This is a genomic window from Paenibacillus sp. ACRRY (assembly GCF_022346995.1).
Classification (GTDB): Bacteria; Bacillota; Bacilli; order Paenibacillales; family Paenibacillaceae; genus Paenibacillus.
Genome location: NZ_JAKRNM010000001.1, coordinates 1626970 through 1641012, shown reverse-complemented (window position 1 = coordinate 1641012; position 14043 = coordinate 1626970). Strand labels below are relative to the sequence as shown.

Annotated in this window: 14 protein-coding genes; 11 read left to right on the top strand and 3 right to left on the bottom strand. The window is 47.1% G+C overall.

Going from position 1 to position 14043, the window contains the following annotated elements; translation table 11 throughout:
• Window positions 1–31: 31 nt before the first annotated feature.
• The gene (locus tag MH144_RS06900) at window positions 32–1321 is read right to left on the bottom strand and encodes a Gfo/Idh/MocA family oxidoreductase (RefSeq protein ID WP_239298655.1); all 1290 of its coding nucleotides are present in this window, start codon (window positions 1319–1321) and stop codon (window positions 32–34) included.
• A gap of 125 nt (window positions 1322–1446) precedes the next feature.
• Here MH144_RS06900 and MH144_RS06895 point away from each other — a divergent pair, with 125 nt between their 5' ends.
• Window positions 1447–2319 (top strand): AraC family transcriptional regulator, encoded by an 873-nt coding sequence (locus MH144_RS06895; protein ID WP_239298654.1) that lies wholly within the window; start codon window positions 1447–1449, stop codon window positions 2317–2319.
• A 137-nt stretch (window positions 2320–2456) separates the two neighbouring features.
• On the opposite strand, the gene MH144_RS06890 is transcribed toward MH144_RS06895, so the two are convergent.
• Window positions 2457–3401 carry a glycoside hydrolase family protein gene (locus tag MH144_RS06890; protein ID WP_239298653.1) on the bottom strand — a complete coding sequence of 315 codons (945 nt, stop codon included), beginning with the start codon at window positions 3399–3401 and terminating at the stop codon, window positions 2457–2459.
• A 370-nt stretch (window positions 3402–3771) separates the two neighbouring features.
• Here MH144_RS06890 and MH144_RS06885 point away from each other — a divergent pair, with 370 nt between their 5' ends.
• From MH144_RS06885 to MH144_RS06840, 10 genes are all read left to right on the top strand, one after another.
• Window positions 3772–4218: a RidA family protein gene (locus MH144_RS06885; RefSeq protein ID WP_239298651.1), complete on the top strand. Its 447-nt coding sequence runs from the start codon at window positions 3772–3774 to the stop codon at window positions 4216–4218.
• Window positions 4219–4224: 6 nt separating this feature from the next.
• Complete coding sequence (locus MH144_RS06880) at window positions 4225–4815, top strand: GNAT family N-acetyltransferase (RefSeq protein WP_239298649.1); 591 nt, start codon at window positions 4225–4227, stop codon at window positions 4813–4815.
• A gap of 17 nt (window positions 4816–4832) precedes the next feature.
• A complete protein-coding gene (locus tag MH144_RS06875) occupies window positions 4833–5648 on the top strand; it encodes an aminoglycoside phosphotransferase family protein (RefSeq protein ID WP_239298647.1) in 816 nt (271 codons plus the stop codon).
• Between the two features lie 31 nt (window positions 5649–5679).
• A complete protein-coding gene (locus tag MH144_RS06870; RefSeq protein ID WP_239298645.1) occupies window positions 5680–7860 on the top strand; it encodes a class I SAM-dependent methyltransferase in 2181 nt (726 codons plus the stop codon).
• Window positions 7857–8441 carry a histidine phosphatase family protein gene (locus MH144_RS06865; RefSeq protein ID WP_239298643.1) on the top strand — a complete coding sequence of 195 codons (585 nt, stop codon included), beginning with the start codon at window positions 7857–7859 and terminating at the stop codon, window positions 8439–8441. The genes MH144_RS06870 and MH144_RS06865 overlap by 4 nt, the downstream gene beginning before the upstream one ends.
• 5 nt (window positions 8442–8446) lie before the next feature.
• Window positions 8447–9130 carry a 3'-5' exonuclease gene (locus MH144_RS06860; protein ID WP_239298641.1) on the top strand — a complete coding sequence of 228 codons (684 nt, stop codon included), beginning with the start codon at window positions 8447–8449 and terminating at the stop codon, window positions 9128–9130.
• Window positions 9130–9507, top strand: coding sequence for a hypothetical protein (locus MH144_RS06855; protein ID WP_239298639.1), 378 nt, complete (start codon window positions 9130–9132; stop codon window positions 9505–9507). The genes MH144_RS06860 and MH144_RS06855 overlap by 1 nt, the downstream gene beginning before the upstream one ends.
• Before the next feature lie 174 nt (window positions 9508–9681).
• Window positions 9682–10689, top strand: coding sequence for an ABC transporter substrate-binding protein (locus tag MH144_RS06850; RefSeq protein ID WP_239298637.1), 1008 nt, complete (start codon window positions 9682–9684; stop codon window positions 10687–10689).
• 118 nt (window positions 10690–10807) lie between these two features.
• A complete protein-coding gene (locus MH144_RS06845) occupies window positions 10808–12466 on the top strand; it encodes an AraC family transcriptional regulator (RefSeq protein ID WP_239298635.1) in 1659 nt (552 codons plus the stop codon).
• Window positions 12467–12493: 27 nt separating this feature from the next.
• Window positions 12494–13405, top strand: coding sequence for a GNAT family N-acetyltransferase (locus MH144_RS06840; RefSeq protein WP_239298633.1), 912 nt, complete (start codon window positions 12494–12496; stop codon window positions 13403–13405).
• A 109-nt stretch (window positions 13406–13514) separates the two neighbouring features.
• On the opposite strand, the gene MH144_RS06835 is transcribed toward MH144_RS06840, so the two are convergent.
• Window positions 13515–13892, bottom strand: coding sequence for a VOC family protein (locus tag MH144_RS06835; RefSeq protein ID WP_239298631.1), 378 nt, complete (start codon window positions 13890–13892; stop codon window positions 13515–13517).
• Between the last annotated feature and the right edge of the window lie 151 nt (window positions 13893–14043).

Here is a 14043-nt window from a genome sequence, read left to right as displayed (position 1 = left end):
TTGACCGTTCTACGATCAACTTTCCATCAAATTAAAACTGAACCAGACTCTTGATGTGGACCGGCAACCCGGTTGAAATCGCACGGTTGGCTGCAATACCGGTCAGGATTGATCTTGCTCCATCAATATGGTTGGCAGCACGTGCATACGGATCCTCCGCAGGTTCGCCAAACAGATCATTGAGCAGTACCGGATCGCCTCCGCCATGGCCGCCTTTTTGCTCTTCGACATGCACTTCATATGGAGCATCGAACATGGGCAGCACACGCAGCGTTTTGCCGATCAGCGCACCTTCGAGACTTTTGTCACCGAGTGAATTGACATAGGACTGTTCAACGATGGACATCTCGATCCGGCCTTTGGTGCCGTTAATGGCTATACGGTATCCTTCCCACGGCTGGTAGGCGACAAGGGAATACGTCAAAATGGCTTTGTTCTGATACTGGACGAGCACGCCCATCGTATCCTCAATATTAATGCCATCTCCGAATACGCTCTGATCGCGCTGGTAGCCGTCCTCGGGCTCCGCATCCAGATACATCGCTTTGAGGTGAGCATCCGAATCCAGATGGAGGGCAAAAGGATCTTCCTTAGCGAGCGGGTTGCCGGTGGCGCGGTTATAAAATTGGGTAACGCCTCGTTCTTCTGCATTTTCCCGTCCATAATACATGAGATCACCGAAGGCGAAGACCGTTTCAGGCTGGGAGCCGATCCAGAAGTTGACTAGATCAAAATGATGGGTGGATTTATGAACGAGTAATCCTCCGCTGTTACGTTTGTCGCGGTGCCAGCGACGGAAGTAGTCTGCACCGTGCCGGGTATTGAGCAGCCACTCGAAATGAACGGAGGTAACTTTACCGATGGCATCGTTCATGATCAGCTCACGGATCTTGGTATGATGGGGAGCATATCGGTAGTTGAAGGTAACCCGGATATTTCGTCCGGTCCGTTTGGCAGCATCGAGGATATCCTGGCATTTGTGCTCATCGATGGTCATGGGCTTCTCAGTCACGACATCGCATCCAAGCTCCATCGCACGAATAATGTACTTGTGATGCGTACGGTCAACGCTGGTCACAATGACGGCATCGGGTTTCTCGTTCTCAATCATCTGGTCAAACTGGTCTGCTGTATAGGTAGGAACCTCATTGTATTGATATCGTTCTCGCAGCAGTTGATTCGCATAATTCATCCGCGTTTGATTAATATCACAAAAAGCTGCAAGCTCGGATTGTTCACGGAAGTTTTTCGCTAATGCTCCATAAAAAAATTCTGCACGGCCACCGGTCCCGACCAATACATAGCGTTTTTTGCTACTCATATCTATCGCCTCCTTGAATATAGCTCTAGCCTATAACAAGGGAATACTTCTTTCGCCGCATTTTTTGCGTAATCGCTTTCAAACCCCGCTTATTTTGCTATAATCCTTGAAAAGGGGGCTGCTTCATGTCACAGCCGTTTCGAGCGGATTATCACGATTCCACCGGATATTTGGATATTGAATATGATCGTAGGGTGGGTTATTATTCCATGACCGCGGATCATCTCCACGATCATTATGAGCTCTATTATCTCCTGAAGGGCGAACGCATCTATTTTATTAAAGACCGTTCATACCATGTCAGAGCAGGGGATTTTGTTTTCGTTGACCGGAATGCCGTACATAAGACACTGGAAAGCGGAAGGCCTGATCATGAACGAATTGTACTGTATCTGAAGCAGGAGCTTTTTGAAGAAATGAGTATTGCTCCTGCGTTGATGGAGGGGTTAAAGGAGCCCTTTGAATGGGAAGTTCCGATGTTACGGCTTCCATCACCTATTAGCGAAACGGCAGAACGGATCATTCATGAAATGATCGATGAGATAATTCAGCCTAAGGTTGGAAGCAGCCTTGTGCTGCGCCACCGCTCCATTGAATTGCTATTAATTGCGTATCGTAATCAGGAGCAGGGGAGGGTATATCCAGTAGAGAGCGAGCCAGTCCTTCATCCCAAGACGCAAGCCGTTGTTCGCTACCTGAATGATAATTATCGGAACCCTCTAACGCTGCCGGAAGTCGCAGCAGAATTCCGAATTAGTCCGCATTACCTCAGTCGATTGTTTAAACAAACCACGGGTTTTACCTTCATTGATTATTTGAATTTGCTTCGTGTGAAGGAAGCGCAGCGACTGCTGCGCGAGAGCGAGGACTCCATTACGGAAATCGCCTGGCGGGCAGGCTTCAGCAACTTTTCTCATTTTGGCAAAGTGTTCAAACGTACCGTACAGATGTCTCCACGAACATACAGGCAGGGGGATGGGAAGTTGCGTCCATCATAATCGATCCAGCGATTGCAGGATCATGCACAGATCGTACAAAAAGACCTGATTAAGCCTGCAGCAGCAGGAACTTGTTCAGGTCTTTTTCTGTATTTGTTTCACAATATAAAGGGTGTTAATCATCTACTTCATGGGATTCAAACAGAAATATGACTATCATCTGTCTCCGGACGAAGCTGTAATTGCAGCTCTTCATCCCGATTACAGACCATAACCCCATTCACAACATCCAGACGTGCGGCTTGAATGGAGGAACGACGAGCAGGCTCACTGGCATGATCTACTCCTTCAATGCGATCGGGATGAGTGAAGTAGAAAATATAAGCTGCATCATCCTGGACCACTACATCTGCATGCAAACCGATAACGCCATCGTCTTCACGTGTCCCCGGCTGATCGAGAATCATGCTGTTCCATGCCCAGTGTTCCAGATCATCCGATTGGTATACAGCTTGTCCTCTCCATTCGTCCACAATCATCCAGTAGGTGTCATGAAAGCGGAAAACGTTGGGACCTTCGTGGGCGCGACCTGTAATAACGGGACCGATAACATCCCAATGGTAAAGATCCGTGCTGTCTGCGGCATAGGTATGAGATTCATTTGCCTCATCTTTGTACCACATCCGAAAACGACCATCCGGCAGTGGATATATGCAGGCGTCAATGACACGGTCCGAGCTGAGCTCCAGTTTGCCATGATATGTCCAGGTCAGTAGATCCGGGCTCGTGTAATGTAAAATGTGGCGGTCATGATTCGGCCAGTCATGGGGCACGCCTTGAATATAACTGACATACATGTGATATGTGTTATCATGCCAGAAGATTTCCGGCGCCCAGAACGTATTATGTCCCCATTCAAGTTCCAAGCCGGTTAACGTACCACGATAGGTCCACGTCTGTCCTCCATCGGAGGATGAGGCAACGCCGAGATCCGTGCCATGAACCCAGGCAAACTTCGGTCCTCCTGCAGTAGCTCTGCGGTTGGTATAGATTATCCACCAGGTTTGTTCAGCGCGGTTCCATACAACCACCGGATCAGCGGCTCCATCGAAGATGGGATCACGAAATAAGGGTGCATTCAAGATAACGTCCTCCTTTGAGTAAACAGATCATTTATGTACTTGTTTGTAACTATCGTAATAGAGAATGACAGGAATTACAATATAACGTTTTCAAAAGATTAGGATTAATATAATAACTAATCCTAAAATGAGGATTACAATTTAGATGCGTTTTTGGATGATCCAATGATCTGATAAACTATACGTAGCGGGATTAGAGTATGACGTTACATCATCAAAGTGACATTCATAGAAACTGAAAGGTAAACGTCCATCATGATCGAAGCGATCATTGCTTAAGCCTAAGATCGAGCGTATATTAATGTTTATCCAAAATAGTAATATATTGATAGGTTTATATTTTGACATTTGTCTCTTGGGAGGAAAAGCGATGATAGCAACGAGATTGAGTGAACTGGGAATTATTTTGCCTGAGGCAAGCGCTCCAGCTGCGAAGTATGCCAATGCAGTTATTGTAAATGGGTTAATGTATGTATCAGGGAAAGGTCCGGATACGGTGGAGCGTGGCAAATTGGGAGAGGACTTCACGACGGAACAGGGATACGAATTTGCCAGAAATGCCGGGATTGAGGTGCTCGCTGTGGTCCAGGATGTGCTGGGTTCACTGGATCGGGTGAAACGAGTAGTCAAAGTCCAGGGTTTTGTTAATGCGTCGGCTTCTTATCAGGAACACCACAAGGTGTTGAACGGGTTTTCAGATCTAATGATGGATGTATTTGAGGTAAAGGGCGTGCATGCACGTTCGGTTTTTGGAGCTGTCTCCGTACGGGATAACCTCCCCCTTATTGTGGATTCGATATTCCAAGTAGAGGAGTAGGAGGTTATGTCTAACATGGAACCAATAAATCCAATAATGCTGTCATTTCCCGAGCACTTCGACACAGCTCGTCTCACGATCCGAGCTCCAGAGTGGGGAGACGGCGCGGAAGTCAACGAGGCTATTCGCGAGAGTATTGAGCAGCTGCGGCCATGGCTGCCATTTGCCGAAAAGGTACCTTCGCTTGAAGAATCCGAAGCACATGTTCGCAAAGCCAGATTACAGTTTTTGGAGCGGACAGATCTAGTTCTTCATTTGCGAGATAGGCAAACTAATGATTTTGTAGGCAGCAGCGGCCTGCATCGTATCGATTGGAATGCACGCTGCTTCGAGATCGGCTACTGGATCAGATCGTCACGTGCAGGTGAAGGATTAATGACGGAAGCTGTCCAAGGAATTGAGCAATTTGCAACGACATATCTGCGCGCTAACCGTCTGGAGATTCGCTGTGATTCTCGGAATGTACGTAGTGCCAAGGTCGCTGAGCGTTCAGGTTACACCCTTGAAGGCATACTGCGGAGTATGCGCCGGGACAGTTCAGGTACCCTGGTAGATGTCATGGTGTTTAGCAAAATCAGGGGCAAGGAATTCGAATAACCGATGGAGGCTAAAGTATGAAGCTTATTGGTCAAGGTCGAACTGCGGACATCTTCTCTTACTCGTCCAATCAAATTTTGAAACTGTACCAAACTGACTTTCCGCTTGAAGCCATCCAGAATGAATTCAGAATTACCCAGCTGTTAAATGACAAGAAATTATCCGTGCCTCAGGCACGAAATATTATAGTTGAAGGGGATCGCACGGGTATTGTTTTTGAACGAATTGAAGGTCAGACGATGTTCTCCATGATGTTCCGTCAGCCTTCAAGCCTTCAAGAACGGGTACATCATCTGGCTGCCTGTCATCAGGAGCTACATGCCCAAAGTGATGATGAGAGAGTCCTGCCTTCACAGAAACAGGTTTTGTCAGGGGCGATTCAGAGAACACAGCTATTGTCTGCAGAGGACAAAGCCCGGATACTTGATTATCTAACCCGTCTCCCTGAGCGAATACAGATCTGTCACGGTGATTATCATCCCGATAATGTGATGATGAACGAGATGAAGAACGCCTACGATGTTATCGATTGGATGACAGGCATGTCGGGCGATCCTGCAGGTGATGTGGCACGCAGTTGGGTCATATTAACGAGCGCATCGCTGCCGGAGGATGCCGACCCTGTGATACGATTGGGGTTTGAGAGATCTCGTGATACGATAGTGAAGGGGTACATCAACCATTACTTGCATCTATCAGGCTTAACCTGGCAGGAGATCGAACGATGGATTCTGCCCGTTGCAGCTGCTCGCCTGGAAGAGAGCTTACCGGGGAATGAAGCAGAAAAGGTGCTGAAACTTGTGAAGGATCGATTGAACCATCTAGACAGATGAATTGAACTAAAATAACGAGGTGAATGTCAACATGCTGCACTCATTAGAAGCCATACATTCGTATAGAACAGGCAACATCCCAGAGGATAAGCAGCAATTATGGCTGCAGCTGCTGGCGGCGGCCGAGCAACCCCATATTAATCTTGAACGCATTCACTCCATGGCTGAGCTTGAGGGAACCAATCCCGTTCTGGACTACGTCGAGCGGACCTTGCACATACTGGATCAGCTGAACGTTTCCTTCTGGGTGCGAGAGGTCGTGGAGGAAGTACTGGTCTGGTCAGAGACAGCCAAGGCAGGCTCATTGCAGCAAAGGAAGGCGTGGCAGCGCGCAGGGGTGAATCTGTTTGTACATAATAAGGGTTCTGCGCAGTTATACAGGGAGTACGTTATTAATCGCAGTACGGGAAACATCGGTAGTGACGATAAAGCTGTGGCCCAGGTTAATGAGGCGAATCCAATTCAGAAGAAAGAAGCTACGCCAAGACAGCAAATGATCTATGCTCTCATTGCAACGCATGGACTGATTGGACAATACATACGCGGGGAGATACCTTTTGCCGAGAATGCTCCGCTGCATGCTTTTATCACTCATGGCTGGCTGACAGCTGAAGAATTGCACACGGTTCTGATGGCGCTCAATGAATGCATCATTGCTGGCGTTGATCCGAAGCTATGGGGGCAGGTTGAAGCGGAAGTCGAGCGAATCGTTGGGTGGATTATCAGCGAACCGAATCATGCAGACTGGCCTCTGAAGGAACGTTTATCCCGGCTCCGAAGCTCGTCCATTCGCGAAGGCGAGGCGCTGGATGAGGCTTACGCTGAACTGCAAACAGAGCTTGATGTAGATAAAATGCTGGCTCCTCTGTCTCACCGTACATTGTGGTATGTGGAATCTGCACTGAAGGATTTTTCCTTGCAGGAAATGGTAAAAGTGTTCCTTCTCTCACTGCATCGTGAAGATATGACTCACACCGGAAATGACACAGACGAGGTACGTCATATCAGTTTTGAACCATTAATGAATACGATGTATTACGACTATAAAGGTGTCAAGAAGCTGAATATTTACAAAAAACGAATGATTGAAAAGTACCTCGAACAATGGTCATGGAAGCAGATTGAAGAGGGGCAGCCGGTCGTTTATCCTCATTTGACCCATCGCGTAGTGCGTCAACCGGATCTGCCGGATACGGTTTTTGTGACCTTTGAGTTCTCGCCGGCGGCCGAGAAGCTGATTGCGTTCTGTATTGAGGCTGAGAAATCACCGCTATATGAGAAGGCCGTATTGCTGCTGTTTGATTTGTTCGGACTGCGGCGGGATGCGTATGACAGGTTCCATAATGAAGAAACGTATTTGGCAGACATGAACAGCTCGGGGGATTATAAAAAGGTACTGCTTGACTACATCGTTGGCAAGCGTGTACTCGATATCGGTCCAGGCGGCGGAGTTCTGCTGGATCTTATTGAGCAGGAGAAGCCGGAAGTGGAGCCGATTGGCATTGATATTTCTGCCAATGTCATCGAAGCGCTAGAGCGCAAGAAGCAGCGAGAAGGTCACCGCTGGCAAGTGATGAAGGGGGATGCCCTCGGACTGGATCAATACGTGCAGCCAGGCACGGTGGATACGGTAATCTTCTCGTCAATCCTGCATGAATTGTACTCCTATATAGAGCGGGATGGGCGGAGATTTAACACGGATACAGTTGTCGCAGCTCTTCGAAGTTCGTTTCATGTATTGTCGCCAGGTGGAAGAATATTGATCCGGGATGGCATTATGACAGAACCTCATGAGCAGAAAAGACGGATTCGGTTTTTGGAACCGGATGGTATGCAGTGGCTGGAACGATATGCTCAGGATTTCCAGGGCCGGCAGATTACATTTGAACGGGTCGCTGAGAATGAGGCAGTGCTTAACATTAATGATGCCATGGAATTCCTGTATACGTATACGTGGGGCGAAGAAGCATACGTTCACGAAATTCAGGAACAGTTTGGCATTTTCACTCCATCGGCATACGAGAATTGTATTCGTGAAGCGCTTGGTGAGCAGGCAGAGATTATTAAGCTGGAGCATTTTCTGCAGAAAGGATATACCGAGGCACTTGAGGGACGTATTGTGTTCATGATGGAAGACGGACAACCTGCACGCTTGCCAGACAGTACTTGCCTCCTTGTGATTGAGAAGAAGAAAGGAATGGCTGACGGATGAGTAAAGAGTTCAGAACTACCCTGTATTTTGTGCGTCATGCAGAATCAGCCTATGTGGAAGGACAGGAACGAGAGCGAGGACTCACAGAGCGTGGATGCCGAGATGCTGCCATTGTTGCAGAAGTTCTCAGTCAGGAGAAGATTCAATGGTATTATTCCAGTCCATATCGGCGAGCAGTTGATACCATTCAGGAACTGGCTGACAGGTCGAGCGCCCCTGTGTTGATGGAGGAAGATTTGCGCGAACGCCAATTATCCGATAAACGTGTAAAGCACGCCAACTTTTTTGAATCCAAATTACGATTGTACCAGGAGCCTTCTTTTTCATACCCTGGCGGGGAATCAGGTGAACAGGCAGGTTCTCGGGCCGTAGCCGTAATCAATCGAATCCTGAACACACATGCGGGACAAAAAGTAGCGATCGGGACACATGGAGATGTGATGACCCTGATCTTCCAACATTACGACACGTCCTACGGTTACGAGTTCTGGAAAAGTACGACGATGCCGGATATCTATAAGCTGGAGTTTAACATGGGGCATGAATTGGTACAGGTCACCCGTCTGTGGCAAGGGGAATAGAACATATGAAAATCACATTTAACCCTGATCATTATGTAATCGACGATCTACACGTCCCTAAGCTGCATGAGCATTTATACTGCATTTTTGATCTGGAGGGAACAGGCATTCTTCCTGATCGGGAGAGCATAACCCAATTCGGCGCGATGGAATACAAACGTGGAGAGGTTGGCCATCCAACATTCTCCATGCTGTCACGTGCTAGCAAACTGATACCGGATGCTGTAGCAGAGTTAACGGGCATATCAAATGCGGATATGATGACTGCTCCTGCGTTTGCAGAAGCCTATCATTCATTTTCCACCTTTATCGGGGAGAAGATTCTCGTAACTCATGCCGGGTATGAGTATGATCTACCTATACTGAAGCGCCACTGCGAGCAATTTGGCGTGACAATGTTTAGCAATAAGGTGCTGGATACTAAAGCGATGTTTACCTATATTCATCCTGAAGTACATGAAGTCATATCCACGGATTATCTAATTCGGCATTATAATATCAATACAGACGGCATTCGAAGGCATGATGCCTTGGCGGATTGCGGCGTAATAGCTCGCATACTTGAACACCTTCTGCGGGAGTACGAGGAGAGGGGGCTGGATCATTTTACAGCCGATCCGACCCGCAGCATACGAAGATTCGAAATACCTGAAATGTACAGCATCACAGAAGATGGAGGGATTACCTAATGAATAGAAGAGAGGCGGAGAAGCTCCTTAACGAACTTAATGAAGGCAGGCTGATTACTAACGATATGTTTCAAGGGCTGGATATCGATAGCTACCTGGACAAGCGCGATGATTCGGTTTTTGCAGATGAATGGATGTCGGCATATCAGAGGTGGGTACAAGATGCTGATTCTATCGCGGAAGACGAACTGCTTCGTGCATCGAGGGAACAGGCATTCAAACAGACGCTGCACCATACAGGTGATCCCGAATTGGCTGGTTATGTGAGTGATGATATTGGTCTTATTGGGGCTGCAATGCTGCAGGGTGAGAGTGAGCATTCCTTCGTAGGTCATTTGCTTAAGAGTTACCATAACGGAAAACTGCCTCTGCTCTAGCAGGGGCAAGGGTGGCCTGCATCTTTCGTTTGTATAAAAAAATGGATTCAAATGTGTATTGTGAGTGCAGTAAGGCATGAGGTACAATTCACCTTAGACATTAATTGAGAATGATAATCATTGTAGATTCGAATTCTCTTTAATACAGCTGATTACATAGGGGTGGAGAGTAGCATGGCAAGTTTCAATAAAGGGATCAAAGGTTGGGGAATCACCGTTCTGGTCATGGCATCAATTATCGCGGGATGCAGTTCGAATTCCGCAGCAACGGAGGAACAGGCTCAGTCGCCAGTGACGGAGAGCACAACGGCCAGCAGCGGCAATTCATCCGAGCCGAACCAAGAAGCAGAAACGCGTGTGGTACAGGATGAATTCGGAGATGTAACGATTCCGGCTCATCCGCAGCGTATTGCCGGGATCTATGTGGAGGACTATCTCAAGGCTCTGGATATCACACCTGTCGTGCAGTGGTATAATCCGATGTGGGGCGTACAGGACTATCTAAATCTGGATGTGCCTCAATTTGATACTACAGGCAGCATTGAAGCTCTATTGGAATATGATCCGGATCTCATCATTGTGGATGGTGGAGTGGACAGGGAGAAATATGAGATGTATTCCAAAGTGGCACCGACATATCGTTTACCTGAGAGCATCCTGCAGGATTCCGAGCAGATTCTGGCTAAAATTTCGGATATTGTAGGGGAACAGGAAAAAGGTGTGGAAGTGGCTGCGGCTTACGAAGAGAAAATCAAGGATACCAAAGCTAAGCTTGCGGAAAGCGTTGGAGACGAGACAGTGGCGGTTGTTCGTCTGAATGTGGATGATAACAGCCTGGTGCTGTTCGGAGTAAAAAACCGCTACACCGGGTTCATATATTCAGAGCTTGGCCTGACACCCCATGCCCTGGCTGGAAGTATGGAAGCTTTTCAGGAGGTTCTATCCGAGGAAGCGATCCCGCAGATCGATGCAGACCGAATCATCATATTCCCTTCGGATGGAGATTGGTCCTCTCCGGAAAATCAGGAAGCTATCAAGGTATTGGATAGCAAGCTGTGGAAGTCTCTGCCGGCCGTGAAAAGCAATAAAGTGTACAAGATGGAGAGATCTCACTGGCAATCAGGTGCAATTACAGCAAACTCGATGAAAATGGATGATCTTCTGGAAAAAATGACACCGTAATAAACAGCCATAGAAAGTAAAGTAAAAAAAGAAAGCTCCTCAACCAGGGTTGAAGAGCTTTCTTTTTTGGTTTAGACTATTCCTAATGATAACTATTCTCAATTAAGGAAGATGACGAATGCCTCATACCATAGAACAGATACTCCCCATGCCCTGGCTGTGTTCACTTCAGCATATTCAATACGTTCAAAACTCTGTCTTGGAACCTTACAATTGTTTAGAATGCACATCGTCGAAGGGCCATTCGATCGTTGTCGTAACCCAAGGACAGGGAGAACTGATGGCGCAAGATGTCATCTACAAGTTAAATAAAGGGACAATTCTGTTTTTCCCTTCCGATATACCCGTCTTACCTCTGCAAACTGGAGATGGTTCAGAATCCAAGCTCCATTATTATAAGCTTGATCTGGCCGCTGGTGAGGCAAGCAAGGTGGGATCTACCACTCCACTCGTAGAGATAAGCCCTACTTTTCCACAGTCGCAAGTCATCTCGGCATCATCATCGCCTATTGAGTTGTCCTACACGCCTTGGAGCTCCTGCCTGGATATATTGGATCAACTGTTACAGCAACAGGCGACAGAGGATTGGATGAAACATTGGGACTGGCAGCTTCGTTTTCAGGAATGGTTCCGGATGCTGCTTCTGCAAAATGATTCGAGCAATGCTTCCATGGATCATCGGACTCGCTTACAACAATCCATTCGCTATATCCGTGATCATTACAACCAATCCATTACGGTGGATGAACTGGCTGAGGGTGTTCGGCTTACCAGGTCCAGCTATACGCGACAATTCAAGGAGATGACCGGCAAGCTTCCTCTGGATTATGTGAATTCGATTCGTTTGGAACGTTCCAAACAATTATTACAGCTGACAGATGATCGGCTGCACGATATTGCCCAAAGTGTTGGATTCAGTAACGAATATTATTTCAGTCGTCGGTTTAAGCAATATGCTGGCATCTCACCGGGAGTATACAGACGTCATTATCGTCAGGATGTTCGAGTATTTGCACCGTACCTCGAAGATTTCGTATTAGCGCTAGGCGTGGAGCCCGTGCTTCAATACGCTCACCATTTGTGGGGCAAGCAGCACTACTTGGGGATGGAAGATGTCCCCGAATTCGATGTGACCCATCAGGATGCCATGTTCCAAGAGAGCCATAAGCCGGACTTTATTATGCTAAGTGATGGCTATGAGCGGTGGAATCTGGACCGTTTCGAACAAGTGGCACCTACGTTTTATTTGAATCATAAGGGAGAGGACTGGCGCTCCATATTAAGGTCAACAGCGGATGTATTGGGAAAAGGAGATCGGGTTAGGGACGTCGTAGGTTCATATGAAGAAAAGGCTCGTGAGGCCAAGGCTTTACTAACACGATCTGCGCAAGGAAAAACGGTAGCTTTTTTGCGGATCACTGCCTCTGAAATTGTGTTGTACGGAGTACAGCAGGGTTATGTTGGACCTGTGATGTATCAGGATTTGGGGTTATCTCCACATCCTCTGGTGCAGCAATGGGCACTGAAGGAACGTAGAATCAGCATAAGCGTTGATCAATTGAAGCTATTGCAGGCAGATCATTTATTTATTACATTTGACTGTCTGGATTCTGCAACGATCGGAGATGAACGGAAGCTGCTGGACAGCAGGGAATGGCGGCAGCTTGCAGCAGTAAGAAACGGATGTGTATACGAAGTGGACTTCCTAACTTGGATGAATTACGGGGTTATCTCCCATGGAAAGAAAATCGATGATATCCTGCGTGTGTTGGCCTAGACGACCACCTTTGGAAGGAGAGCAGTCATGGAACGCAATATTATTCAGTATATGGACAAGTCAGTGATCGCTAATTTTATTGCGAAGATGAATCAGCTTCATGAGCATCATATTGGTTATTGCGGCAAGGATGCGCTTGAAATTGAGCAGGCGATGATGGATGCTTTCGGTGATCAACCGGACCTGTGGATCAGTACCCTGGATGAGAATGGGCAGCTGACAGGAGTCCTCGGGATGGATACAGATACGGATACAGGGACTGTAGAGTTGTGGGGTCCATTTATTCAGTGTGCTCCAGAGCAGTGGCAAGAATTAGCAGAGCGTTTGTGGGAGCAGGGAACGAACAAGCTAGGCGAAAATCGGATTCATATCCGGAAAGTCTACGGGTTTCATAATGAACATCATGCGAATGCCATTACGTTTATGAAGGGCAAGGGAGCTAAACTCAAGAGCAGGCAGGTTATTTTGCATAATCGCTCATTGAATGAAGTAGGCCTGGATCAGGGCACAAATAACAGGATTCAGACCATTGCTCCCAGTCAGTATGAATCTTTTATCCAGTTACATGATTCCACCTTTGCCGGAACGTATTACGATGCTAAAACACTCATTCAGCGCTCAAGCAAGGATCATCATCATTTATACGTATTGTCTGGCTCGGAAGGGGAGATTCGCGGATATGTCTACGCCGAAGCCGATCCTGAATTTAATGAGGGCAGTATTGAATATATTGCCGTGAATCAGGATCACTCCAGGCAGGGACTGGGGTCGCTTTTACTGAACAAGGCGTTATATGAGTTGAATCAGGAGAGCCAAGTAAGTGAAATCCGCTTATGTGTAGATGAAACGAATTTTGGTGCGCTATCGTTATACCGAAAAGCAGGCTTCGAAACGGAGCATGTGTTGGAGCTGTATCAATTAGATCATATATATGAATAACAGTTAAAAGGCGGCTGACTCTTTGTCAGACGCCTTTTTTGTGTGAATATGAAGGGTGGCAATCATAACGCCGCCTAATGGAGAGAGCACATCTCCAGATTTCACGAATCTACTCTCTTTCCATCACAGCGAAGTAATTGTTTTCATCATCTGCAAAGTTGAAGACTCTTCCGCCCGGAATCGTAACCAGTTCACCTAGCGTAACCTGTTTGCTGGCCAAGTCTGCATAGAGCCTATCGAGATCTTTGGTGAAAAACATGAGCGAAGGTGTACCCAGATTCAACTCGGGGGACATTTTGGCTACGAATTCCTTGTCGTGAAGGATAAGGGTTGTCTCGGCACCTTCTTCAGGAGCAATTTCAATCCAGCGCATACCCTCGCCGTTGACTTCGGAGACCACGTGAAAGCCTGCTTTTTCTGTCCAAAATTGAAGGGCCTTGTCCTGATCGTTAACATACAACATGATTTGACCAACTTTGCTAAACAATGATACTCACTCCCCAGTTATCGTATTGATCCAGCCTTGTAATCATAGGATTCGCCATTCTTAAGTTTGATTTGTTTGAGTCAAGCTATATATTACCATAAAACTCTTTTGATAAACGTTTACATTCTGAGTACAAAATGCGTACACAGAT